Annotated in this window: 25 protein-coding genes and 2 tRNA genes; 9 read left to right on the plus strand and 18 right to left on the minus strand. The window is 48.8% G+C overall.

The annotated features are described in order from the left end of the window. Positions 1 to 77 precede the first annotated feature (77 nt). From B9A32_RS22250 to der, 5 genes are all read right to left on the minus strand, one after another. A complete protein-coding gene (locus tag B9A32_RS22250; protein WP_269748989.1) occupies positions 78 to 209 on the minus strand; it encodes a hypothetical protein in 132 nt (43 codons plus the stop codon). Between the two features lie 182 nt (positions 210 to 391). Next, positions 392 to 535: a hypothetical protein gene (locus B9A32_RS21465; RefSeq protein ID WP_212637533.1), complete on the minus strand. Its 144-nt coding sequence runs from the start codon at positions 533 to 535 to the stop codon at positions 392 to 394. Positions 536 to 756: 221 nt separating this feature from the next. Further along, on the minus strand, positions 757 to 2,043 hold the full coding sequence (locus B9A32_RS00485; RefSeq protein ID WP_084066415.1) for a thiolase family protein: 1,287 nt from the start codon (positions 2,041 to 2,043) through the stop codon (positions 757 to 759). Positions 2,044 to 2,439: 396 nt separating this feature from the next. Then, positions 2,440 to 3,810 carry a replication-associated recombination protein A gene (locus B9A32_RS20995; RefSeq protein ID WP_139795650.1) on the minus strand — a complete coding sequence of 457 codons (1,371 nt, stop codon included), beginning with the start codon at positions 3,808 to 3,810 and terminating at the stop codon, positions 2,440 to 2,442. Beyond that, positions 3,811 to 5,280, minus strand: a complete 1,470-nt coding sequence (der, locus tag B9A32_RS21000) for a ribosome biogenesis GTPase Der (protein WP_139795651.1) — start codon at positions 5,278 to 5,280, stop codon at positions 3,811 to 3,813. It abuts the gene before it with no gap. A gap of 210 nt (positions 5,281 to 5,490) precedes the next feature. Here der and B9A32_RS00500 point away from each other — a divergent pair, with 210 nt between their 5' ends. Further along, positions 5,491 to 5,673, plus strand: a complete 183-nt coding sequence (locus B9A32_RS00500; RefSeq protein WP_084066417.1) for a hypothetical protein — start codon at positions 5,491 to 5,493, stop codon at positions 5,671 to 5,673. 21 nt (positions 5,674 to 5,694) lie between these two features. Here the strand turns inward: B9A32_RS00500 and B9A32_RS00505 are convergent. From B9A32_RS00505 to trkA, 4 genes are all read right to left on the minus strand, one after another. Then, a tRNA-Glu gene (locus tag B9A32_RS00505) sits at positions 5,695 to 5,772 on the minus strand. A 17-nt stretch (positions 5,773 to 5,789) separates the two neighbouring features. Then, positions 5,790 to 5,865 (minus strand) — tRNA-Lys (locus B9A32_RS00510). A gap of 76 nt (positions 5,866 to 5,941) precedes the next feature. Beyond that, entirely contained in the window at positions 5,942 to 7,390 is a 1,449-nt protein-coding gene (locus B9A32_RS00515; protein WP_084066418.1) for a TrkH family potassium uptake protein, read from the minus strand. Beyond that, entirely contained in the window at positions 7,390 to 8,754 is a 1,365-nt protein-coding gene (gene trkA, locus B9A32_RS00520) for a Trk system potassium transporter TrkA (RefSeq protein ID WP_084066419.1), read from the minus strand. Before trkA ends, B9A32_RS00515 begins: the two co-directional genes overlap by 1 nt. A gap of 363 nt (positions 8,755 to 9,117) precedes the next feature. Between trkA and B9A32_RS00525 the strand changes: the two genes are divergently transcribed. Then, positions 9,118 to 9,318 carry a hypothetical protein gene (locus tag B9A32_RS00525; protein ID WP_084066420.1) on the plus strand — a complete coding sequence of 67 codons (201 nt, stop codon included), beginning with the start codon at positions 9,118 to 9,120 and terminating at the stop codon, positions 9,316 to 9,318. Between the two features lie 93 nt (positions 9,319 to 9,411). On the opposite strand, the gene B9A32_RS00530 is transcribed toward B9A32_RS00525, so the two are convergent. The 5 genes from B9A32_RS00530 to B9A32_RS00550 all read right to left on the minus strand — a co-directional run bounded on the left by B9A32_RS00530 (position 9,412) and on the right by B9A32_RS00550 (position 14,291). After that, a complete protein-coding gene (locus B9A32_RS00530; RefSeq protein ID WP_084066421.1) occupies positions 9,412 to 10,377 on the minus strand; it encodes an electron transfer flavoprotein subunit alpha/FixB family protein in 966 nt (321 codons plus the stop codon). Beyond that, complete coding sequence (locus tag B9A32_RS00535) at positions 10,377 to 11,168, minus strand: electron transfer flavoprotein subunit beta/FixA family protein (protein WP_084066422.1); 792 nt, start codon at positions 11,166 to 11,168, stop codon at positions 10,377 to 10,379. The genes B9A32_RS00530 and B9A32_RS00535 overlap by 1 nt, the downstream gene beginning before the upstream one ends. Positions 11,169 to 11,270: 102 nt before the next feature. After that, positions 11,271 to 11,474, minus strand: coding sequence for a hypothetical protein (locus tag B9A32_RS21470; protein WP_212637535.1), 204 nt, complete (start codon positions 11,472 to 11,474; stop codon positions 11,271 to 11,273). A gap of 9 nt (positions 11,475 to 11,483) precedes the next feature. Beyond that, on the minus strand, positions 11,484 to 13,550 hold the full coding sequence (locus B9A32_RS00545) for a (Fe-S)-binding protein (RefSeq protein ID WP_084066424.1): 2,067 nt from the start codon (positions 13,548 to 13,550) through the stop codon (positions 11,484 to 11,486). A gap of 156 nt (positions 13,551 to 13,706) precedes the next feature. Further along, positions 13,707 to 14,291, minus strand: coding sequence for a TetR/AcrR family transcriptional regulator (locus B9A32_RS00550; RefSeq protein ID WP_084066425.1), 585 nt, complete (start codon positions 14,289 to 14,291; stop codon positions 13,707 to 13,709). Positions 14,292 to 14,674: 383 nt separating this feature from the next. On the opposite strand from B9A32_RS00550, the gene B9A32_RS00555 reads away from it, so the two are divergent. Continuing rightward, positions 14,675 to 15,967, plus strand: a complete 1,293-nt coding sequence (locus tag B9A32_RS00555; RefSeq protein ID WP_084066426.1) for a class II fructose-bisphosphate aldolase — start codon at positions 14,675 to 14,677, stop codon at positions 15,965 to 15,967. Between the two features lie 147 nt (positions 15,968 to 16,114). Further along, positions 16,115 to 16,480, plus strand: coding sequence for a hypothetical protein (locus B9A32_RS00560; protein WP_084066427.1), 366 nt, complete (start codon positions 16,115 to 16,117; stop codon positions 16,478 to 16,480). 148 nt (positions 16,481 to 16,628) lie between these two features. Here B9A32_RS00560 and hisF read toward each other — a convergent pair whose 3' ends face one another. The 4 genes from hisF to B9A32_RS00580 are packed head-to-tail and all read right to left on the minus strand — an operon-like array spanning position 16,629 to position 19,346. Next, positions 16,629 to 17,405: an imidazole glycerol phosphate synthase subunit HisF gene (gene hisF / locus B9A32_RS00565; RefSeq protein ID WP_084066428.1), complete on the minus strand. Its 777-nt coding sequence runs from the start codon at positions 17,403 to 17,405 to the stop codon at positions 16,629 to 16,631. Beyond that, positions 17,399 to 18,031, minus strand: a complete 633-nt coding sequence (hisH, locus tag B9A32_RS00570) for an imidazole glycerol phosphate synthase subunit HisH (RefSeq protein ID WP_084066429.1) — start codon at positions 18,029 to 18,031, stop codon at positions 17,399 to 17,401. The genes hisF and hisH overlap by 7 nt, the downstream gene beginning before the upstream one ends. Further along, the gene (gene mazG / locus B9A32_RS00575) at positions 18,028 to 18,837 is read right to left on the minus strand and encodes a nucleoside triphosphate pyrophosphohydrolase (RefSeq protein WP_084066430.1); all 810 of its coding nucleotides are present in this window, start codon (positions 18,835 to 18,837) and stop codon (positions 18,028 to 18,030) included. Before mazG ends, hisH begins: the two co-directional genes overlap by 4 nt. Then, positions 18,798 to 19,346, minus strand: a complete 549-nt coding sequence (locus tag B9A32_RS00580; RefSeq protein WP_084066431.1) for a CvpA family protein — start codon at positions 19,344 to 19,346, stop codon at positions 18,798 to 18,800. Before B9A32_RS00580 ends, mazG begins: the two co-directional genes overlap by 40 nt. 208 nt (positions 19,347 to 19,554) lie before the next feature. Between B9A32_RS00580 and B9A32_RS00590 the strand changes: the two genes are divergently transcribed. The 5 genes from B9A32_RS00590 to B9A32_RS00615 all read left to right on the plus strand — a co-directional run bounded on the left by B9A32_RS00590 (position 19,555) and on the right by B9A32_RS00615 (position 25,258). After that, complete coding sequence (locus B9A32_RS00590) at positions 19,555 to 20,493, plus strand: PhoH family protein (RefSeq protein ID WP_084066433.1); 939 nt, start codon at positions 19,555 to 19,557, stop codon at positions 20,491 to 20,493. Positions 20,494 to 20,501: 8 nt separating this feature from the next. After that, positions 20,502 to 22,862 carry an HD family phosphohydrolase gene (locus B9A32_RS00595; RefSeq protein ID WP_084066434.1) on the plus strand — a complete coding sequence of 787 codons (2,361 nt, stop codon included), beginning with the start codon at positions 20,502 to 20,504 and terminating at the stop codon, positions 22,860 to 22,862. Then, entirely contained in the window at positions 22,756 to 23,253 is a 498-nt protein-coding gene (gene ybeY, locus B9A32_RS00600) for an rRNA maturation RNase YbeY (RefSeq protein ID WP_084066435.1), read from the plus strand. Before B9A32_RS00595 ends, ybeY begins: the two co-directional genes overlap by 107 nt. A 12-nt stretch (positions 23,254 to 23,265) precedes the next feature. Further along, on the plus strand, positions 23,266 to 23,985 hold the full coding sequence (locus tag B9A32_RS00605; protein WP_084066436.1) for a pyridoxine 5'-phosphate synthase: 720 nt from the start codon (positions 23,266 to 23,268) through the stop codon (positions 23,983 to 23,985). A 352-nt stretch (positions 23,986 to 24,337) separates the two neighbouring features. Next, on the plus strand, positions 24,338 to 25,258 hold the full coding sequence (locus B9A32_RS00615) for a manganese-dependent inorganic pyrophosphatase (protein ID WP_084066438.1): 921 nt from the start codon (positions 24,338 to 24,340) through the stop codon (positions 25,256 to 25,258). The last annotated feature ends 247 nt before the right edge of the window (positions 25,259 to 25,505 follow it).

A 25,505-nucleotide genomic window follows, 5' to 3' on the forward strand; every position in this document is an offset into this window, starting at 1 on the left:
CTGTGGAATTTATAACGACAAATAATATCGGATGTCCTGATGCTGTGCACAACATATTCCAGGTTTTTCAAAGCGGTTTACTTACGGCCGGTACACCCTACGGCTGCCAGCAAAAGTACGCATTCATAAATAATCACCTGAACAAAGCTTCCAAAAAAATGATACACAATACCACCACCGATGATCGCCGGAACGGCGGAAAAAATCATGATACCCAATTTCCTGCTGATGTCCATAGCTTCAAGCTCCCCTGTTTTATTTGCACCTGTTACGGTTTTTAAAAATTCCCTTGGTAACCAAGAGGACTTTCCTGTTTTTATTGTGGGCAAATTCAAGTGCCGCAATACACGATCTGCCCATTGTGAAAATTTCCCGGGGTTCCGGGAAATTTTCACATATTATTGTGGGCCCCAGATGTGAAAATATGGGCCCGGCCACGGCTATTTCCAATAAACCGCCGCAGCGGACCGTATTCTGATCCGGTTCCACCCACAACAAAGCTTGAAATACACCTCTGATTTGCGGAGTATTTCATATAACTGCCATGGGCAGACCTTATTCTGAACTCGGTCTGGCCACAACAAAGATTGAAATACATCCCTGATTTGCGGAGTATTTCATATAAAAAAAAGAAATAACGCGAATACGCCTTCATGCTTCATTGTGGGCAAACCAAGATGCAACATGCGGTCTGCCCTTGGCAGTTATAAACAATCTGTTTTTTTACCACCGGGAACGCTTCAAGTAAAGTAAAATTTACCGTTCAATGACCATGGCCATACCCATGCCGCCGCCAATACACATGGAAATAAGACCGGTGCCGTATCCCTTTCTCTTCATTTGATGAATGGCAGTGACCATTTGTCTGGCACCGGTGCATCCAATGGGATGACCCAATGAAACACCGCTTCCCAGCTCATTGGGTTTTTCCACATCAATGTTGAGCTCCCTCATGCATCCGATGGCCTGGGCGGCAAAGGCCTCATTGAGTTCCACCATATCAATATCACCCATGGCCATGCCGGTGGTGGAGAGCACCTTGTTAATGGCCGGTACCGGTCCCAGCCCCATATAGGCAGGATCAAGTCCACCGGCGGCAAAGGATTTTATCCGGGCAATTTTTTCAAGGCCCAGGGCGTCGGCTTTTTCTTCTGTCATGAGCAGCACTGCAGCGGCCCCGTCATTAATGCCCGATGCATTTCCTGCGGTGACACTGCCGTCCTTTTTAAAGGCAGGCCTTAATTTGCCCAGTTTTTCCATGCTGGTCTCCATGGGCCGTTCATCCACATCCACCACAACCTCTTTTCGCCGGGACATGAACGACACAGGGATGATCTCCTGGGCAAAGGTACCGTCCTTGATGGCTCCCAGGGCCCGGGTATGGCTCATCAAAGCCAGCTCATCCTGTTCCTGGCGGGTGATGCCGTATTTTGCCACAATGTTTTCCGCTGTCAGTCCCATGTGATATCCATAAAAAATTTCGTAAAGACCGTCAAACACCATCAAATCATAGATGTCACCGGTGCCGGTGAGTTCCATGCGATGGCCCCAACGTGCCTTGGGCAGTGCCATGGGGGCATTGCTCATACTCTCCTGGCCCCCGGCAAGGATAACATCTGCTTCTCCGGTCATGATGGCCTGGGCCCCCAGGGCAATGGCCTTGAGTCCGGAACCACATATTTTATTGGCAGTGAATGCCGGGGTAAAGCGGGGGATACCGGCGGCGATCATGGCCTGGCGGGCCGTATTCTGTCCCTGGCCTGCCTGGAGCACATTCCCCATGATGACCTCATCAATGTGCACCGGAGTAAGGGATTCATCGTAGTCATAGCCCTTTTTTTCAAGGTCAATCTGTCCCTGATCCTTGAGGGTGTCAGGACCAAATGCCTTAATGGCTTCATCCGCTTCAGGGCGCAGGCCCGCCCGCTTTAAAACCGATTTCATCACTGTGGCACCGAGCTCAACAACAGATACACTTTTTAACGAACCGCCAAAGGACCCAACAGGTGTTCTGACACCACTTACGATCACAACATCTTTCATTTTTTTCTGTCTCCGATGTGTTGATGCTCCCCCCGGCAAAACGCGTTGCCTGAATCAAACAAAGCCGCTGCAAGCGCCATGGGGAAGACAAGATTTTTTCCGACGGTACAGCCCCATGATAGCACCGGGGCCACCCATCGCTGGATACGCAATGATTTAATTTCAAACGGTTGTATGGAAATGAAACACGGGGCAGGCGGTGATGTTTTTAGCAGTCAGCATGGCGTACATCAAGGAACGGCGGCCCCATCCCATAACAGTCCGGATAAAAGCAAAATCATCGAATGAAACTGTTTCTACCATGAATCCATAGCAAACTTAAACAAAACATACAAGGAATTACAGCCATATTGGCTACTCTGATTTTGCTTCAGAATCTGTTAGAAATTCAACAAGTTACTTCTTCTCTCTTCCAGCATCATGCCTGTGAATGCGTTGCCGGGCCTCCAGACGATTTTTCACAGTTGCTTCATATCCCCGGGCCGTGGGATCATAAAAAGAGCAACCGTCAAGTTCCCGGGGAAGATATTCCTGGGGCACATACCCCCCGGGATAATCATGGGCATATTTATACCCGGCATGATATCCCTGCTGCTTCATCACCTCGGTGGGGGCATTTCTGATGTGCAGGGGAACGGGCAGATAACCGGTATTTTCCACCTCCCGGCGCACAGCCTTCCCTGCCATGTACACGCGATTGCTTTTGGGTGCCGTGGCCAGATATATGGCGGCCTGGGCCAGACAGTCATCCCCTTCGGGGTGTCCCAGAAACCGGAACGCTTCCAGGGCATTCAGGGCAACGGTCAATGCCCCGGGATCTGCAAGGCCCACATCTTCCACAGCAAAGCGCACCATGCGCCTGAGGATATACAAGGGATCTTCCCCGGCTGACATCATGCGGGTCATCCAGTACAATGCAGCGTCAGGGTCACTGCCCCGAAGACTTTTGTGAAAGGCGGAGATAAGATTAAAATGCTGATCTCCACTTTTATCATACCTCAACGCCTTTTTCTGCACCGCCTGCTCCACATCTGCAAGGGTGACATCCATGGGGGCACCTGTACTGCCACTTTTCACATCCGGCGTGCTTTGCCGGGCAAAGCCGGCAGCAGCCTCCAAATTTGTCAGGGCAATGCGGACATCGCCGTCAGAAACAGCGGCAATGTGATCCAGGGCCTCCCCTGACATGGTCAGATTCATATGCCCAAGGCCCCGCTCCCTGTCTGTTAAAGCACGCTCCAGGATAAGGCGAATCTGCTTTTTACTCAATCGCTTCAAAGCCACCACACGACACCGGGAGACCAGAGCCGGAATCACTTCAAAAGAGGGATTCTCCGTGGTGGCACCCACAAGAATAATAAGGCCCTTTTCAACATGATGGAGAAAGGCATCCTGCTGGGCTTTGTTAAAACGATGAATCTCATCCACAAACAAAATGGTTCTCCGGGCATGGAGCCTGCGCTGTTCCCCGGCGGCATCAATGACTTTGCGGATCTCTTTTACCCCGGAAAGCACCGCAGAAATTTCCATGAAATGGGACCGGGTCTCCCGGGCAATGATACCTGCAATGGTGGTTTTACCGCACCCCGGCGGTCCCCAGAGAATAATGGAAAAAAGGCGATCATCGGCAATGGATCGACACAGCAGCGAATCCCGGCCCACCACATGGGCCTGTCCCACCACCTCTTCAAGGTGCCGGGGACGCATGCGATCGGCCAGGGGCGCATGGGACAGCTGCTCTGCCATACCCGCATCAAACAGATCCATTTATTTATCCATCCCGTCCCGGGCCCGTTTCCTACGCTGTTGTTCCATGCGCGCTTTTTTTCGACGGGTGGTGGTTTTAAATTTCTTTTCCGTATACCGTTTTTCAGCCACGGTTTTTCCGGTGAACTCCATTTTTCCGGTTTTCTCCCGGAAATAGAGATTAATGGGGGTTTTTTCCAACTCTGCCATTTCCCGTATCTGATTAATCAGATAACGCTTGTAGGAAAAATGAACCGCTTCGGGATAATTAACAAAACAGACAATGGTGGGCGGCTTCACCGACACCTGGGTGGCATAAAAAAATTTCAGCCGTTTGCCCTTGTGAAGGGAGGGCTCTGAACGATAAATGGCATTTTCAATAATTCGATTGAGCAACCCTGTGTTTATGCGGTAATTATACTCGTCATACACCGATTCCACCATGGAGAAAATCTTATGGGTTCGCTGGCCCGTGAGGGCAGAAACGGTGATGGCCGGGGCAAAGGATAGAAACTTGGATTTCATCCTTAACTCTTCCATAAACATCTTTTGATTCTTTTCCTCCTTATCCAGCAGATCCCATTTATTCAACACAAAAACAGCGCCACACCCCCGGTCATGGGCATAGCCTGCAATGGTGATATCCTGGTCTGTGACCCCCTCACTTGCATCAACAAGAATCAGTGCCACATCACAGCGATCCAGGCTTTTCAACGCTTTGAGAATGGAATATTTTTCTATTTTTTCCCGAACCTTTCCCTTGCGGCGAATACCTGCGGTATCAATGAGACGGAATGTTTTGCCATCCTTGTCCATGGTAAGATCAATGGCATCCCTTGTGGTACCGGCCTTTTCACTGACCACCACCCGTTTGGTGCCAAACAAACGGTTAATCAGGGAGGATTTCCCCACATTGGGCCGCCCAGCCACGGCAATACAGATTTCCTGGTTTTCGGCTGCTTCCTTTTCGTCCATGGGGGGGGCAAGCAACACCTCATCCACAAGCACACCAATCAAAGCATCCATGAAAGTGGGAACTCCCACCCCGTGCTCTGCGGATACGGGAAAAAATTTATCCATGCCCAGGGTGAAAAATTCAGCAAGATCATCCCGCTGTCGGCTATTTTCAATTTTATTTATGAGATAAAAAACAGGTTTATCACTTCTTCTTAAAATATGAACCAGATCCTGATCAAAGGGAGACACCCCGGCCCGGCCATCCAGCACCAGCACCACAACATCGGCCTCTTCCACGGCCATTTCCACATGCTCCCTGATCTCTGCGGCAAAGACATCATCATCGGACACAAGAAATCCCCCGGTATCCACCACAGTAAAAGGAATTTCATCCCACAGGGCATCGGCATAATGACGATCCCTTGTTACCCCGGGAAAATCATCCACAAGGGCATTTCTGGATTTGGTCATTCGATTAAAAAGAGTAGATTTGCCCACGTTGGGCCGCCCCACAAGGGCAACAATGGGTTTCATTTGAATATAGAACCTCCGAATTTAAAAACAGAGTGCACCATGATCCTCAAAAAAGAGGGATCCCGTAAAAGTATATATCATCATGGCAGGCACGGGTATGTGACACCAGCAACTTTGTCATAAAAAAACACCGGCAAACCGGGCATATATTTCCAGGCTTGGCTGTGAATGGACCGGGACTGGAACGCAGGTCATACCCCGGGAGTGTGTATGGTTGTCAAAACAGATAATGTTGTGCCCGCAAGGGCATGTATTTTTCATGGGGATGGATCACAGTGGAGTATACAGGAAAAAGCACACCGGGCAAAGCATGAAAATATCCGACACGGCCCGGATGACAAAAAACCGGTACAAACAAAAAAAGCCCCGGAAAAAATTCCGGGGCTTTTATAATTTTTTCAAAGTCCAAAATGATGGCGTCCCCAAGGGGATTCGAACCCCTGTCGCCGGCGTGAAAGGCCGGTGTCCTGGACCGGGCTAGACGATGGGGACGCAACATCATTTTTGGGTGGTGGGCCGTACTGGGCTCGAACCAGTGACTCTCTGCTTAAAAGGCAGATACTCTACCGACTGAGTTAACGGCCCCCAAAAACAAGGCGAAACTATACTTTTCTGCCGGGCTTGTCAACTCTTTTTTTGAAAAAAGTTTTTTTAAAGCGTGTTATTTTTTCCAAAACTCAGGTACCAGCAGGATAATAACTGTATAAATCTCTAATCTTCCCAATAACATACACCACAAAAGAAGCCATTTCCCCGCCATGGGAATATGGGCAAAATTATCCACCGGTCCAACGGTACCAAAGCCTGGACCGATGTTGCCTATGCATGATGCCACAGCCCCAAGGGAGGTGAGCATGTCAATGCCCATGGCAGCCAGCAACACGCTACACACCACAAACAGCAAAAGATAGATCCCCAGAAATCCCATGATGCTCTTAAGAACATGATCCGGCACCACAGCATCATTGATTTTCACCTGGGCCACACTCCGGGGATGTATAAGGGTAAAAAGCTCCCGGTAACAGTATTTCATGCACACCATGAGACGGGCACATTTCATCCCCCCCCCGGTGGAGCCTGCAGAAGCCCCCACAAACATGCAGATAAAAATGATCACCTGGCTTAACCCCGGCCACAGTTCATAATCTGCCGTGGCATACCCCGTTGTAGTCACAATGGAAACGATCTGAAAGGAGGCATAGCGAAAGGCTGTGGAGACACTGTCATAAACAGTACCGTAAAGATCAAAGGTGACCACCAGGGTAAGCCCCAGGCACATCATCAGAAAAAAACGACACTCGGAATCCCGCCAGAAAATAAGGGTCCGGCCCCTTAAGAGCTGATAATGCAGGGAAAAATTGATGCCGGCAAGCACCATGAACAACACAATCACAAAATCGAAATAGGCATTGTCAAAATGTGCCACAGATGCGTTCTTAGTGGAAAACCCACCGGTGGGCATGGTGGTGAATGCATGGCACAGGGCATCGTAAAATCCCATGCCGCCTCCCATCAAAAAAAGCACTTCCAGCACAGAAATCAGGGCATATACATACCACAATATCTTGGCAGACTCACTCAACCGGGGGGTGAGCTTATCCGGCACAGGACTTGGCACCTCAGCCTTAAATAACTGCATCCCCCCCACCCCGAGAAAGGGCAGTATGGCAAGGGATAGCACAATAATTCCCATGCCCCCCAGCCATTGAATAAAACTTCGCCAGAAAAGAAGACTTTTAGACACACCTTCTATATTGCTAAACACCGACGAACCTGTGGTGGTAAACCCGGACACCGACTCAAACACCGCATCTGTAAAACAGGGGACAGCATCCCCAAAATAAAACGGCAAGGCGCCGAACAACCCGATGGCACTCCAGCCAAGGGCGACGATGGCAATGCCTTCCCGGGGGTTAATGTACTCAATGTCAGGCCGCCTGGATATAAAAAAAAGTCCGCATCCGGCACAAAAGGTGGCACCCATGGACAATAAAATGGCCATGAGGCTTCCGTCATTATAGATAAAACTGCACCCCAGGGGAAACACCATGACCGCCCCCAGAAACACAAGCAGAATACCGATGATATTTCCAATATATTGCCACCGCATCAGAAAAACTCCAATTTAACTGTCAACATTTTTTCAAGTTTATGAACCACCTGACGTCTTGCAAAAATAATGATTCGATCGCCGGGTTCCACAACACTTTCACCCGATGGAATCATGATGGCATCTTCCCGGATAATGGACACCAGAATTGCCCCCTTGGGAAAGGATATTTTTTTCAAGGGACGACCGGTGACGGCCGAAGTCTCAAGGGCCATGGCCTCAATCATCTCCGCCTCTTCACCCAGCACAGAGATGGCGGAAAGCACCTTTCCCTTTCTTACATCATGGAGAATGGAACTGATGGCCGACAAGCGCGGACTCACCACTTTTTGCAGCCCAATGGTGGACATCAAAGGAATATAACTGAACTTACTCACCTTGGTAATGGTACTTCTTGCCCCGAGATTTTTTGCCAGCAAAGACACCAGAATATTGGTCTCCTCATCATTGGTCAGGGCCACCACCACATCGGCATCCCCCACGTTCTCTTCCAGCAAAAGGTTCTGATCAGAACCGTCACCATGGAGCACCACCGCCTTTGACATTCCCTCGGACAGCACGTGGCATCGATCCATGTCAGCTTCAATGATTTTGGTGTGGATGGATTGTTTCTCAAGAAGGGTGGCCAGTCGTTCCCCAATGCGTCCTCCCCCCACAATCATCACCCGACGCAAAGGAATGGTGGTGGTGTCAAACAGGGCCACGGTCTCTTTTAATCTCTCATTTTCACAGATAAAATAGACCAAATCCCCCACTTCCAGGCGATGTTCCCCCCGGGGAATGATCAGTTCCTGACGTCTCACCACCGCTGCAATCAAGGGCCGGGTCTGTCCGAACATGGAAGCAAAATCCTTGAGCCGCACACCGGCCATGGGTGAATGTTTGTCCAGGCGCAGCCCCACAAATTTCACCCGTCCCTCCACCAGTTCCCCCATGTCCACTGCTGCCGGAATTTTCATTAACCGGTGGATGGTTTTCACCACCTCTATTTCAGGATTGATCACCGTGTTAATGTGTGGCGGTGCCGCTTTAAAGGCATCGTGGTAATTATCATAATGGGCATTACGAATACGGGCAAGGGTTCGGGTGGCAGGCGAAAGCATGTCTGCCATGAGGCATGCCACCAGATTGGCCTCATCGCTGTCTGTTACGGCAAGAAGAATTTCAGCCTGGCGGATACCGGCCTGTTCCAGGGTTTCAGGGGAACTGCCCGATGCGGTGATCCCCTGCACATCGAGATTTTCGGTGATCCTTCGAATGGCTTCCATTGATTTATCAATGACCACCACATCCTTATTTTCAAAGGCAAGGCGACTGGCAATGTGATAGCCCACCTCCCCTGCGCCGACAATAATTATTTTCACGGCCTGACTCCTAAATATTTTTATGATAAAATCCAGGTTACCCCGGAGACTTTCAAACGCAGTTATGACTGAGTAATTTCAGAATACGATCTGCCCGTGGCTGTTAAAGTGTGGATGTACTACATGCACATTTCAGTGTCAACCTCCAGCCCGTTGACAGTCCACCTCTGATTTTGACCTTGCAACCCGACAGGATATAACATATAGAAACGTCAAGATAATGATCCGAAACACACCCCGGGAACATGGCAACCCAGTCCGTAGGTCCATCTTTTAAGCAAACCAACCTGCTTTAAAAACGTGTTGCAAAGCGTCACCGGTGTGTGTTTGGGCACAACACCATAATTTCACATGGAGACCCCCATGAAAACCGAGAATCAAAAAGAAAAGGGGAAGAAAGGCAAAAAAAAAGCAGATCCCCAGCGCCGCATGGCCCTGGAAAGTCTCCCCCCCCACCTGCGGGACCACATGACCCCGGAAGAAGTTGAATTGTTTCTGTATGCCGAGGTATGGCCGGAAACATTAATGGAAAAAATGGAAGAATTCATCATCCCCCAGGAATAAAAAAAGGCCATGACCCCATAAAGGGTCATGACCATGAATGTTCCATACCGGCAATTGCGTCAGGGCGGACCCAAAACGGTCCGCCCATGGCGTTTATCCGGAAACAGCTTCTGTAAATTCCGGCATAAACTCCAGAATATCAGCCACAACACCCACATCTGCCACCTGGAAAATGGGGGCCTTGGGATTTTTGTTGATGGCAATAATATAAGGATTGCCCTTTACGCCGCCCATGTGCTGGAATGAGCCGCTGATACCCATGGCCAGATAAACCTTGGGTTTGACAGTCTGGCCGGAGGTCCCCACCTGACGGGATTTTTCCAACCATTTGGCATCCACAATGGGCCTGGAGCAGGAAACAACCGCGCCCATGGCTTCGGCCAGTTCCTGGGCCACTTCAATATTATCTTCTTCTTCAATACCCCGGCCAATGGATACCAGCAGATCAGACTTGGTAATATCCACATCCCCGACCTCGGCTTCCACCACTTCAAGAAAACGACGCTTACAGGCCAGATCACCGGCATCAGCGGATTTATCAACCACAGCACCGCCTGCCGCAGCATCCTCCGCCGGAACAAAGGAACCGCCACGCACAGTAACCACGGCACCGGCTGCCACATCACAGCTGACATGGGTGCTCACCGCACCGCCCAGTTCCTGGCGAACCACCTTAAGGGTTGTGCCGTCACAGGAATCAATGTCCACCACATCGGCAACAAAGGAGGCATCCATTTTAATGGAAAGCCCCGGTCCAAGATCCATACCAAAGGTGTTATGGGGAAGTAAAACAATGGCATCAGCAGGCAGCACGCTCACCAGGGCCTTTCTAACCACCTCTGCATTGGGATAGGCAAGGGCCTCATTGTCAATTTTAATCACAGATGAATAAACACCTGTCATGGCCTCCACCACCTTGTCCAGATCTGCGCCGGAACCGGTAACAACGGCTGTAACCGCAGCAGCGGCATCAATTTTTTTGGCAGCATCGGGGTATTCCATGGCAATGTCTTCTGCCACGCCTGCACTGTGGGGTATATATGCAAATATTTCAGCCATTATGCGAGCCCTCCCTTGCTTTTAATTCTTTCAATGAGCTGGGCAATAATCTCATCGGTGGAGCCGTCCAGCATTTCTGCACCGTCACCCATATCCGGCACAAAATAATCAACCCGTTTCACCTTGGCTGCGGCATCACCCACAGTGGCTGCATCCAGACCCAGATCAGAAGCGCCCTTCACAGGGATCTCCAGCTTGGCCACTTTACGGATACCCCGGATACCCACATATCTGGGCTCATTAATACCTGTTTGAATGGAAAGCACACAGGGAAGATCCAGTTCGTTCATTTCCTGGTTCCCCCCTTCGATCTCCCGGCCCACCTTTATGGCAGCATCTCCATCCACTTCCACTTTATTTACCAGGGATGCATAGGGATAATCCAGCATGGCGGCCAGCATGCCACCCACCTGACCGGCACCTTCATCAGCCTGTGCACCGGTGAGAATCAGGTCATAATTTCCCTTTTCCACCTCAGCTTTAAGAATGGTTGCAATTCCTTTTCCGTCGGCACCTTCAAATGCATCATCACTGAGCAAAATACCATTGTTGGCACCCATGGCCATCTCCCGGCGGAGAACCTCTTCTGACTCATCATCACCGACAGTTACAACCGTAACGTTACCGCCAACATTATCCACAATTTGAATGGCTTCTTCAACGGCATAATTATCCCATTCATTCACGGAATAGACCAGATCGTCACGATCAAGATCATTACCGGCACTGTTGAGCTCAAACTCATTCTCAGCAGTATCGGGCACTCGCTTGACACATACCAAAATCTCCATTGCAACCTCCAAATAAAATTAAACGTCCGTGCATTGCTTCCCCCGGAACTGAACCGGATTGACTCTTTTTGACAAAAAGATTTCCATAAAAAAACCAAAAGGTCACAGCTGGAGGAGAAATGCAAATTTACCCAAATTGTTTTTTTCAAATCGCAAAGATCGACTTTGCCCGGTGGAAGCGATGCCAGGCATGCAGTGCTGTATTTTTGTCATTGCCGCCGTCAAATGACAGATTACCGGACAAAAAAACAATGCTGCAAGACCTGTTCGGTTTCCATCCATGGCAATGGACAAAGTCAAATCCATGCGTTATTTTCAGGCCAGGTGCTGCTCAATAAGAAGCGTAAGATCCATTGCCTCAATTTCACCTTCTTTGCCTGCCACCTTAATACCGTCCTGAATATTCACAAGACAGAAAGGACAGGCCGTAACAATAACATTGGCACCGGCCTCAGCTGCCATGTTCACCCGCAATACACCCATGCGAACCTCTTCCTCCGGTTCATAAAACAGCATGAGGCCCCCACCGCCGCAGCAAAAAGAACGATCGCGGCTTTTTTCAAGCTCCACCCGCTTGAGGCCTTCAATGGCATCCAGGGCCTCCCGGGGATCATCATAAACACCGTTATGGCGACCCAGGTAGCAGGGATCATGGTAAACATATACCTTTTCCGGATGAATGGCATGCTTCAGGGTCAAAGAGCCTGATTTAATTTTTTCCGTAATCAGCTGACTGATATGTTTCACCGGGGGCAGTCCCTGGTAATCATTTTTCAGGGCATTGTAAGCATGGGGATCTGCAGTGACAATATTTTTAACCCCTGATTCCAGAATGGCTTCGGTGTTCTGCTCTTTGAGATCCTGAAAAAGCATTTCTTCACCAAAGCGAATCACCTCGTTGGCACTGTCCTTTTCTGCCTTGCCAAGGATACCGAAATCAACTCCGGCCCGATCCAGAATCTTGGCAGTACGCCGGGATATTTCCTGGATGTTATCATCATAGGAGGAGATACTGTCCACAAAGTACAGGGTATCTGCGGTGGCACCCTTTTCCAGAATTTTTACTTCACACTGGGCAGCAAATTCTTTTTCTTTGGTCCAGTCTGCCCGTTTTTTCTCCATCATACCATAGGGATTGCCTCTTTTTTCCAGGGCTTTCAGGGGTTTTTGCAAAGACTGGGGCACCATGCCCTCATCCACCATGCCCCGGCGCAGATCCACCACCTTGTCAATGTATTCAATGCCCAGGGGACATTCTTCTTCACAGGCACCGCAGGTGGTGCATGACCAGATCTCATCCTCAGTGTAGATATCTTCCACCAGAAGATTACTTTTATAAATTTCCCCGGACATGGGATAGTTTTTAAATATGAGATCCCTTGCCTTTATGGTGATAAAACGCGGGGAAAGGGGACGTCCCACGGCATTGGCAGGACACTGATCCGAACATCGGCCACAATCGGCACAGGAGTAGAAATCCAGCATGTGTTTCCAGGTAAAGTCCTCCAGGTATTTCACACCAAAGGATTCCAGGTCGTCCAGTTCCTCTTCGGAAATACCGTGTTTAACCGGCTTGATATTGCCTTTTTTAACCCGCATGAAAAAAACATTAAAAACAGAGGTGATGACATGGAAATGTTTGCCCATGGGCAAAAAGCATAAAAAGAAGAAAAAGGTAAGATCATGGATGTAGTACATCAAAATATGCAGTGCCTGCAATGTACCCTGGGACATACCGGCAACCATTTTTTTAAATATCCACACAAGGGAAAGGGGAGCCAAAAAAACGCCATGACCCGAAGCGGCCTCTTCTGCTGCCACCTGGGTGGCCTCAAAAAGACTTTCAGAAATCATCAAAGTGGAAATAATGGCAAGAACAAACACAGCTTCTGCTGTATGATCTTTGCCGTATTTCTCCGGCACGGCATAGCGACTGGGTTTGGTCACAAGGCGGCGGTAGGCTGCCACGATACAGGCAATGAACACGGCAGTGGCGGCATAATCTTTAAAAAAATTATAAACGCTGCCCAGGGCACCGTCAAAACCCGGTAACGCAAATCCGTCGGAAAGACCAATGATCACAAGGGATGTGGAGCGAATGGATAAAATTAAAAATCCTGCAAAAATAACAATGTGACAGATACCTGCCACCCGATACCGTGGCTGTCGGTACTGGGCAAGCCAGATCACTGCCAGATTTTTAATGCGATTGGGGATATCATTGAGCCGATTGTCCGGCGCCGCCTTTACCAGGGGGGCCAGTCGACGGGCCATGATATAGGCAAAAAATGCAACACCCACAACAGGTATCACAAATGAAAAAACTGCAGCGGGGAAAACCCCAAAGAACTTAAAGCTTGCAGGTCCAATCAGTGGTGACATGTTTTAAACTCCATTATATTTAATGATTAATATTCAGCGATCCCTATAGTCCACTCGTGGAATATATATAGCACCATACTCCTAATCAAGAAGGGCAAAAAAATCAAGAAGAAAGGGTATTTATCAAAAAAATATCATTTAGGTCTTGCATTCCATTTACCGTTTCTGTATTCCTCCGAGATAAAGATCCACCAGAGGGTCTGCCATGGCCACAAGATCATACTTTCTTTCAGCTGCCACCCAGGTGGCAATGATACCCTCCACTGCCCCCAGAACAAACCGTTTCACAAGGCCGATGAAAAGATCTTGGCGCAGCTGTCCTTCCATTTGCCCCAATTCAATGATCTCCGTTAAAAAATCAAGGTACAATTTTGAGATATCCTTCACCTGCAGGGCATTATTGCGAAGGTATCTCACTTCGGACTGAAAAATAACAGCCATGTTTCTGTCGTTCTGAAACTCTTCCAAATGGCAACGGATCAAATTTCTGAGTTTTTGTTCAGCTCCATCTGCCACATCCACTGCACTTCGCATTTTTTCAAAGAAGGCGGTGGTCTTAAATTGAATGTACTGATAGAGAATGTCATCCTTGTTTTTAAAGTAGAGATAAATGGTTCCATCGGCAACCCCCGCCTCCTGGGCAATCTGGGATATGGTCGCCTTGTAGAACCCAAGGCGGGCAAAGACAGCTCCGGCCCCCTGGAGTATACTTGAATATTTTTCAGATTTCTCTTTCGGCAAAATAAATTCGTCCTTTTTCAACGTGCACAACAAAATGAATATATATTCATAACTTCTATCAAATACTTTTTCCCATTGTCAAGAAAATAATCACTTTTCATTTTTGCAAATACACTGTTTTTAATTGATATTTTAGACAAACAACGTTTTCAAGCAAGAACGAGTAGTTCGTTTAAAAAAAATCTACAACTGAGCAAACATTCATTCATGAGAAGAATTCCGGCACCCGCAATTGCGTTTTTCATTCCCATGCTCTCCAAGGCCCATGCCATTCAAATTGCGCGTTAACTTTCAGTGGCTCCATTTATCCTGAATGGCTTGATTTTTTCCTCATTTCATGAAACAAGACAGAAAGAACATAATTAAATCAACAAGGAGGTTATATGCCCGTGCTTACCCACCCGTCTCCCCATTTCAAAACAGCCTTGGATCTGGGCAGACCCCCCACAATAAAAGAGCTTTTCCCCCATTCCCAAGCCCTGATTGTCAGTGGGAAATACATTGATCGTGCCATGAATGCCAAAGGCCGTGCCATGACCATTGCCGCCAACGGCAGGAATTTTTTCGTGCTCCAGGGGGCGCTCATGGCAGCCCAGAGGGCCAATGCCGCCATTATCATTGAAATTGCTCGATCCGAAGGCGGCACCGGGGCCTATTGTGCCGTGAACCTCTGGAACATTGCCAGACAGGTGGACGCCATCTGCAACCAGAAAAAAATCACCGTCCCCGTGGCCATCCATGCCGATCATTTTGGCATCAAATCCATGGCAGATATGGAACAGGCTGAAATTGAAATTCCCACCCTTTTTGATGCAGGCATCACCTCCATTGCCATTGATGCCTCGCACATGCCCGATGACCAGAACCTCATGGCCAACCTCTCCCTGGCCCACCTGATTCCCCCATGGGCAGGCCTTGAAACAGAAGTGGGTGAAATAAAAGGAAAACTGGGTCTTTCCACGGCCCAGGAAGCCCTTTTTCTCATCCAGGGACTCAATGCCCATGACATCTTTCCCAACTGGATCGCTTTAAACAACGGCACCACCCACGGCATTGAGGCCAGCGGGTCCGGCATTGACGTGGCATTAACCGGGGAAATCCACACCGCATTAAAACCGTACAACGTATCCGGTGCCCAACACGGCACATCGGGAAACAGCTCTGAAAAACTCAAGGCCATTGCCAAGGAAACCAGAACAACCAAAGCCAATGTGGCAACGGCCCTTCAGATGATTTCCTGGGGGGTGGAAGTCAATGATTACGGCAACGCCATCCTGGACGATGACAATCAATTCATCAAAAAAAGAGGGGAAGGGACATCCCAGAAGGTGTGGGAAGAGATGCTGGCCTTTGCACAAAAAAACAATCTCACAGGGGGGAATTTTAAGAAACTGAACCTTCCCTTTGAAAACAAACTCATGGCCCAGCCCCGGGAAATCCGGGAACGTATGGCAAAAGGAGTTGAAACATTTGTTTATGATCTTCTGACCAATGTATTCAATGCCGGAGATACGGCAGAGCTTGTGTTGGAGGACATTCTCAGGGCGAAATCCTGTGATCCCGGTCCCCAGGGAGAGCGCATTGAAGACCCGGCCCAGTGGACCCGGGAAAAAATCATGGAAAAAGCAGCGTCAATCGAATCAGACAAAGGACCTGAAGGCGACTTTGACGATTAAACGACTTATTGCCGGTGGGCTTGCCATGTACAGGCCACCGGCATTAAAAGTCAAATCGGGGACGTATTTCAAACTTTGTTGTGGGTGGAACCGGATGACAATACGGTCCGCCCGTGGCGGTTATTCAAATTCAAGGAATTTTGCCCCATGACAGTGCCTGCTTACCAAATACAAAATATTTTAACGCTTTACTGTCGAAAATTAAAACAATCCAGTTGCAAAGAGCAAGGTAAAATATCCACACCATTGCCACTGCAACTCAATGTCATTGCAAAAAGTAAAAAAGAGACAGTGATTAATAAGGTAAAAGAAAGCATTGTTTCCAAAATCACCATCATGGGGCCCCGCCGGTACATGGAAACCCATGTCCGGCCCACCATCTCCGTGGTAAGCCCTTTGCGAAAAAGCGCCTCCCGGAAAAACCACCTTTTTTCATTTACATCCCTGGAAAAAGGCAATATCCGCATACAAAAAAGCATCTCCATGGAAAACAAGGACGGTATTTGGTTCTAAATTTTAATCCCCCCGGGCATGAACAGCCGGGCCCCAAAGACTTTCATAATCCAGCGGTTCACAGAGTTAAAACACACCTCCTCAATACCGACCGGCATGGTCCCGAAAATATTTTTGGGACCATGGGATCAAACCTGTTCCTTAATTTTCAGCTCTTTCTGACCTTTATGTCTTTTCCGGATAAAAAGGCCTTTATCTCTTCAATGGTATAGGTTCCAAAATGAACCATGGAAGCAATAAGGGCGGCATCGGCCCGGCCCCGGGTGAGGACATCTGCCAGATGCTCAGGGGTTCCGGCCCCTCCCGATGCAATGACGGGAATATTGACATTTTCTGAAATCATGCGTGTCAACGCCATTTCGTACCCATCCTTTGTGCCATCGGCGTCAATGGAGTTGAGACAAATTTCTCCGGCCCCCAGGGCCTGGCCTTTCTGTGCCCATTCCAGGGCGTCCATGCCCATGAAAGTGCGTCCGCCATTGATAACGATCTCATACCCCGATGGAATCCCTGTCTTCTGCCCCACATGCTTTACATCCATGCCAAGGACCACGCATTGATTGCCAAAGGCCCGGGCCCCCTGGGAGATGATGTCGGGATTTTTCACGGCAGCGGAATTGACACTAACCTTTTCAGCCCCGGCCAGAAGCACGGCCCGCATATCCTCCAGGGTTCTTATGCCCCCGCCCACGGAAAAAGGGATAAAAATGGTCTGGGCCACCTTTCTCACCACATCAATCATGATATCCCTTTTTTCATGGGATGCCGTAATATCATAAAAAACCAGTTCATCGGCACCGGCTTCATAATAAAATTTTGCCATCTCCACAGGGTCACCGATTTCAACGTTGTTCTTAAACTTAATACCCTTGGTTGTCTTGCCCTCCCGCACATCCAGGCAGGGAATAATTCGTTTACTTAACATGGTGCCCACCTGCAAAAATTTTCCAAAATTAAAAGTCCGGGTTTACCACTTTTTTCCAGATGAAACTGTGTGGCAAACAGATTGTGCTTTCCCACGGCTGACGCAAATTTGATACCGTAATCCGTGGTTCCAAACACGTCATCCCCACTCCGGGGCACAGGGTAATAAGAATGAACAAAATAAAATTCATCTGTTTTTTTCACACCCTCAAAAAGGGGATGGGACCGGACCACATCAAGGCCGTTCCATCCCATGTGCGGCACCTTGAGAAAGCCGTCCCCATGCTCCGAGGGCATGGTGTCTGAAAAGGCCTTTGCACTGCCCGGGATCATGCCAAGACAGGCGGCATCATTTTCCTGGCTGCTGTCCATGATAATCTGACAGCCCACACAGATCCCAAGCATGGGGATACCGGCTTTAAACACCTGCTTCAAGGCATCATCAAGACCCCTTTCCCGCATGGTTTCCATGGCAGATCCTGCAGCGCCCACCCCCGGAAAAATCACCCGCTCTGCCCCGGTGATCTGCGCCGGATCATCGGTGATGACACAGTCATAGGACAAAAACGATACGGCCCGGGCAACACTTGTCAAGTTTCCTGCACCATAATCCACTATTGCAATCATATGTTATTTTTCACCTTATCCCATAAAAGTTCAAGCTCCCCACGGGGGATATCTTTCAGTGCAAGTCCCCGGCAGGCAAGCTCATTTTCCATTTTCCGATATCGTTTTTCAAACTTATCCGTGGATCGGGCCAGGGCCGTTTCCGGATGAATTTTTGCCAGGCGTGCCACATTGGTCAGGGTGAACATCACATCGCCAAATTCCGTTGCAATGTCATCCCGGTTCCCGGTGGCCAATGCCTCCCGGAATTCGGAGAGCTCCTCCTGGACCTTTTCCAGCACTTCATCCATGCCGGACCAGTCAAAACCTGCCCGCACTGCTTTTTCTGAAACCTTGGAGGCCCGGAGCAATGGGGGCATACCCGATGGAATGGCATCAAGCACAGATGCAGCAGCCGCTTTACCGGCATTTTTTTTCTCTTCTCCCTTGATCTGTTCCCAGCGCTCCCACAACTGTTTTTCATTTTCAAGGGTGGCCCTGGCATAGACATGGGGGTGACGGCGCACCATCTTTGCCGCAATGGCTGCCATGCTCTGGGATATATCAAAGCTTCCTTTTTCACGATAAAGTTCAGCAATGAAAAGGAGCTGGAATAATACATCTCCGGTCTCTTCACACACCCCGTCTTCATCACCCTCTTCAATGGCCTCCAGAAGTTCATACACCTCTTCAATGAGACATTTCCACATGCTTTCCGGGGTCTGTTTCCGGTCCCAGGGGCAGCCGTCTTTCCCGCGCAGGGTTCTGATAATCTGCGTCAGCTCATCTATGCCTTTGTTTTGACATCCATCTTCTGTTTTTCCCAAAGTGCTTTGATCCTTTTTATTTTTTTCTGGAATTGGCTTTTTATATCATTGTCCACAAAAAGAGACGCCCACTGGGAAATTTCACCCAGGTACGGCGCAAACCGGGAGCTGGAGATCCATTTTCCCTGACCGGGCACAAAGGTGGTGGCAAGGATGAAAATAACCACACACACCAGGATGCCCTTGGTTGCACCAAAAACCATGCCGCAGAAGCGATCCACCCACCCCAGCAATGCAATTTTCATAAAATAACGCAACAGCGTGGCCCCAAGCCCCACCCCCAGCACAATTAACATGAAAATGATAAAAAAACCCAGAAGTTCACGATGGGTTGCCGCATCAATCCAGGGCATTAACAGATCCCCTGCTGCGGCATAATAAACAGAGGCGCCGTAAAATCCGGCCACCACCCCCACAATGGAGGCCACCTCTTTGACAAATCCACGAAAGCCTCCACGCACAAGGCCGATACCGACAATGACCGCCACAATAATATCAAAGGAATTCATATTTTCACCATTTTATCCGGGCCGCCTTGCGCCGCCATAACTGCCCCGGCAAAGCCAACCATGGTATTTTTTCGGTGCAGGGATTGAAAATTCACCGTGAACTCTAAAAATCCGTTTATTTTCAGCTGGCACTTAATTATCAGGAGGCACTCTGCAACGTCAAGATTTTTTATTGACCTTTTAGCCAAGAGAGTGCACTCTATGGGCCATGAAACAGCTTACATTTGACAACATATCCTTGGCCCAGGAACTGTTTGGGCAGCACAACGATAATCTGGCCCGGGTGGCAGACGGTGCCGGGATTAAAATTGATGCCAGGGGCAACACCCTGACCCTCCGGGGAGACACCCTGCGCATTGCCGTGGCAGAAACCATATTGAACCAGCTCTATGAACTGCTTCAAACAAAATTTTCCCTGCAACCGGCGGACATTGAAGCCACCATCAAGGCCATCACCCAGGATCCTTCCTGCCGAATTAAAGAGATGTTCCTTGACACCATCTTCACCACCGTGAAAAAAAAACCCATCACCCCCAGAAACAAAAACCAGCAGCAATATCATAAGGCGGTGAAAGACAACGATGTTGTTTTTGCCATCGGCCCTGCCGGTACGGGTAAAACCTATCTTGCCGTTGCCATGGCCGTGGCGGCCCTCTCCCGGGGAGAGGTCAATCGCATCATTTTATCAAGGCCTGCAGTGGAAGCCGGTGAAGCACTGGGATTTCTTCCCGGAGATCTTGCCGAAAAAATAAATCCCTATCTGCGGCCCCTTTATGATGCGCTCTATGACATGCTCTCCTTTGAAAAGGCAAGGGAAATGATTGACCGGGGCACCATTGAAATTGCCCCCCTGGCCTTCATGCGCGGCAGAACCCTTAACAATGCGTTTATTATCCTTGATGAAGCACAAAATACCACCTCCCAGCAGATGAAAATGTTTTTAACCCGCATGGGATTCAGCTCCCAGGCTGTCATCACCGGAGATATTACCCAGATCGATCTTCCATCGGGAAAACCTTCCGGCCTTGTGGAGGCAAAGGCATTGCTCCATGGCATAAAAGGTCTTAAATTTATTTTTTTCACCAAAGCGGATGTGGTGCGGCACCAACTGGTGTCAAAAATAATAGACGCCTATGAAAAACAATAAGGTATTCCATGAAATCTGACAGCAAATTCCACGCCGTATCGATTTTTATTGGTACCAGCCCCAGCGTACTCTGGGTATTGTTAATCGCCCTTACCCTGATTTTCACACTGGTTCTCACCCCTTACAAGAACGATGTCACAGCCACCTATCACCAGGGAGATGTGGCAGAAAGGGACATCAAAGCACCCAGAGATTTTTTCATTGAAGATCAAGAAGCAACCCGCCAGAACCAGCTGACCACCGTGCGGACCATCCCCTTTGTCTATGACTACGATCCCGGGCTTTACCAACGCATTTCCCAGCGCATAGAACAATCCTTCAGTATTCCCCGGGACCTGTTCAACCCCAATAACCAGGAAGCCCCCCCCACCCTTGCCATGGTCATGGCCGCCCGGGAAGAATTTGAAGAAGCCCTTGGCATTCCCATGAGCAAAGGGGCCTATACCATTCTCCATAAAAATCAATTCTCCCGGGAAATCCCCCAGCTCACCCTGACCATTCTGAAACAAATTCTGGACAACGGGGTGGTGGCCAACAAAGAGCTTCTTCTAAAAGAAGAAGACAAGGGTATTCTTCTGAAAACCATTGACTCTTCCCAGGAACGTCTGGTGACAAATCTAAAGGCATTTTATGGTCCGGACCAGGCCAAGGCCATGGTGAGAATCGTTGGGGACCCCCTTCTCAAGGGCATCAATTACGCCCTTAGCAATCTCATTGTGGATATTTGCCAGCGCCTGCTGCTGCCCAACATCACCATGAACAGAAACGAAACCGAGCAACGCATTAAAGAGGCACAGTCCAAAGTAAAGCCGGTCCTTTATCAGATTAAAAAGGGTGAAATGATCCTCCGGGAAGGGGAGCGGGTGGATGAATTAAAAATGGTGAAACTCAAAACCCTGGAACAGCAAAGCCATGGAAAAAACATTTTCACGGCCCGCATCGGCTCCGGTCTTTTAATTTTTCTATCCATCCTCACCATATATATTACCTCACTGAAAGACCATGAAAGTCTTGAGAAACACCACAACCGCAACATTATTTTTATGACATCCCTGCTTTTGATCTTCATGATCATTGCCAAGCTGGGAATACCCATTGCCGGGAAAATGGATCTGGCCCTGCCGGTGACCATGGAAGGCGCCTCGGTTTTCATGCTCCTGCCATTGGGGGCCGGTGCCATGACCGTATGCATGTTTCTGGGATTTCATGCGGCCCTTTATTTTTCTTTGCTGCTTTCCATTCTGGTATCCATCATCATTTCAAGCCGCATGGATGTGTTTTTGTTTTTCTTTTTAAGCAGCATGGCTGGTGCCTTCTGGATAAAGGAGTGTAGGGAACGAAAAACCTTTATTTCCGCAGGCTTTAAGCTGGCTCTTTTCAACGGATCACTGGCTTTTTTCATGTATCTATACGCCGCCACCATCCTCCAGATTTCACCCGTTTTAAAAGATGTCATCCTGGCGGCATGCGGTGGGTTCATTGCAGGGGTGATCACGGCGGGATTAACCCCGGTGATGGAAATGCTCTTTGGATTTACCACAGAGATAAAGATGCTGGAGCTGTCCAACCTGGATCAACCCCTGATGAGGCGTCTCATGATGGAGGCCCCCGGAACTTACAACCACAGCATCATCGTGTCAAGCCTTGCCGAGGCTGCGGCCTCTGCCATTGGTGCCAGCACCTTAAAAGCTAAAATATGTGCCTATTACCACGACATTGGAAAACTTGATAAACCCCTTTATTTCATTGAAAATCAAACCGACGGAAAAAATCGGCATGACAAACTCTCCCCGTCCATGTCTGCCCTGGTTCTCATCCAGCATGTAAAAAAAGGGGTGGCCTTTGCCAAGGAATACAAGCTTGGCAGCGATATTGTGGACACCATACGACAGCACCACGGCACCAGCCTCATTCGGTATTTTTATAACAAAAGTGTTAAACTTCACGGAGAAGATGCTGTCAAAACCAGTGATTTTCGATATCCCGGCCCCAAGCCCCAGACCCGGGAGGCAGGCATTGTCATGCTGGCCGACGTGGTGGAAGCAGCATTGAGGACCCTGGAACGCCCCACTTCGGCACGTATCCAGGGCAGGGTACAGGATCTCATCAATGCCATCTTTGCCGACGGTCAACTGGAAGAGTGCGAATTGACCTTAAAGGACCTTCATCACATTGCCGGCAGTTTTAATAAAATTCTCACCGGTCTGTACCACCATCGCATTGAGTACACCGACAAACCCCAGGAAGCAAAAAAAGAGAGCAATGGAAAAAAAGAACATACAGATTCTGATTCAGGCAAATCAGACAAAGATACCAAAGGACAGCATAAGCCAAAAAGCCAACAAAATCTTAAGCGCCTTGGCATATGAGGATCATGAACTGTCCATTGTGATCACGGACAATGAAGAAATAAAAAAAATGAACCGGATCTATCGAAACATGGATCGTCCCACCAATGTGCTGGCCTTTCCCATGCTTGATCCGGAAGATATCCCTTCCGCCCCCGGCACCGCCGCCGGAGAAAACCATGCTCCCCCACTTCTGGGGGACATTGTCATCTCCATGGAAACAGCGGCAAAGGAGGCAGAAACAGCCTCCATTTCCCTGGACGAACGCATCAGCCAGCTCATGGTACACGGCATATTGCATCTTGTGGGCTATGACCACGAACAAGGGGAAGATAAAGCCCGGCACATGGAAGAAAAAAGCCTTGAACTGATTCGGTTGATTGAACCCAACCCGGATCTTGAAATATTTTAACCAGGAGGAAACATGGCAAAACTTGCGGTGAATGTGGATCACATTGCCACCCTGAGACAGGCAAGAGGAATCAACTACCCGGAACCGGTGGCCGCAGCCGTTGCTGCAGAAACAGCCGGGGCCGACGGCATTGTTGTGCATCTGCGTGAAGATCGACGTCACATCCAGGAACGGGACGTGAGAATATTAAGGCAGGTGGTTCAAAGCAAATTAATTCTGGAAATGGCTGCCACAACGGAAATGATCGGCATTGCCCTGGAGGTAAAGCCTGAAATAATTACCCTGGTGCCGGAAAAAAGAGAAGAACTCACCACCGAAGGCGGTCTGGATCTTCTCACCCACCACAGCGCCATTGAACAAAGCATCGCCACCTTGAAAAATGCCGGCATGGCCGTGTGTATTTTCATTGATCCCGATCTTGAACAGATTAAAATGGCCCACAAAATTGATGCCGACATGATAGAAATACACACCGGTGCCTTTTGTGATGCCAAAACAGAGCAGGAAAAAGCATTTGAATTTTCAAGAATTGTGGATGGGGCTGCCATGGGTCATAAATTAAAACTGGAGGTCAATGCCGGTCATGGATTGTGCTACAACACCATCAAGGCATTTAAGGGGCATGCTATCATAGATGAGTTCAGCATTGGGCACAGCATCGTGGCCCGGGCCACCCTCACGGGAATGGAAACCGCTGTAAGGGATATGCTGGCCCTTGTCAAATCCCTGTAATCCCAGACTGCCTGAAAAACAACATACATTGACGGACACAACGAATATTGAAATATGGTATGATGCCGCCCCCGATGGGCAAGGATGACTGACATAACAAATATGGCAAATGGCTTTAAAAAACGACCTCCATGCCCCGGAGGATGAAATTTCAAAATTTTTCCTTGTGTATCTTTTCAATTCGCCCTATAAGAAACCATGCACTTTTCTGAAATTCAGACTGGCAGTCAAATCAACCTATTGGACTGGATTTCCCATAAAAAAATTCATTATGGATGATTATTGGATCAATTAATCATCAGAAGTAGCACCATAATTTATTATATACGTACAATTTAAACGAGGAGGATTTATGTCAACGCTTGTCTTTGGTCACAAAAACCCCGATACGGACTCTGTATGTGCAGCCATCACACTGGCAAATCTTAAAAAAGCCCTTGGTGAAGATACCGCACCTGCCATGCAGGGCGAGCTGACCCCTGAAAGCAAATTCGTACTTGAGAAATTTGGCGTTGCCGCCCCTGAAGTGGTCACCTCATATGCAGGAAAAGATGTTTATCTGGTGGATCACTCTGACCTGGCCCAGAGTCCTGATGATCTGGCTGATGCCAATATTCTGGGTATTGTTGACCATCACAAACTGGGTGATGTGACAACGGGTCAGCCCCTGGAATGCTGGATATGGCCTGTGGGTTGCACCTGCACCGTGATCAAATCCATGTACAACTTTTTTAATGTGGAGATCACCAAAGAGATGGCAGGCCTCATGCTGTGCGCCATTATCAGTGACACCGTTATTTTCAAATCCGCCACCTGCACAGACCAGGACAAGGCAGCATGTGAAGATCTTGCAAAAATTGCCGGCGTGGCTGACACACTGGAGCTTGGCATGGATATGTTCAAGGTTAAATCCGCCGTTGACGGAACCCCTGCAAGGGAACTGGTTCTGCGGGATTACAAAGACTTTGACATGAGTGGCAACAAAGTGGGCATCGGCCAGCTGGAAGTGGTTGATCTTTCCATCCTTGACGGTGTAAAAGCAGATCTTGCCGCTGACATTGCCGCCCTTAAGGCTGAAGGTGGACATCACTCCATTTTTCTCCTTCTCACAGACATCATGAAAGAAGGGTCTGAAGTGCTCATCGTGTCCGATGATGAATCTGTCATTGATAAAGCTTTTGGTGTTAAACCCGAAGCTGGCAAAGCATGGCTTGACGGCGTCATGAGCCGTAAAAAACAAGTGGTTCCCAACCTTGAAAAAGCGTTTGCCTAAAATATAAAAGAGCAGACCAAGGTGGTTATGGACATTCTTTGTCCCAAACCACCCCAAGGAATATAAAAGGCACCTGGGATTTTCACCCAGGTGCCTTTTTGCATTGTTACACAAACAGCACAGGCAGACCGAGGTCAGAATAAGCTCTGCCCATGGCAGTTATAAAAAAAGGGGATACCCATAAATCGGTATCCCCTTTTTTATACAATTCAATTTTCCCGAAAAGGAAAAAGAGCCTTTATGACAG

Source organism: Desulfocicer vacuolatum DSM 3385 (assembly GCF_900176365.1).
Taxonomy (GTDB): Bacteria; Desulfobacterota; Desulfobacteria; order Desulfobacterales; family Desulfobacteraceae; genus Desulfocicer; species Desulfocicer vacuolatum.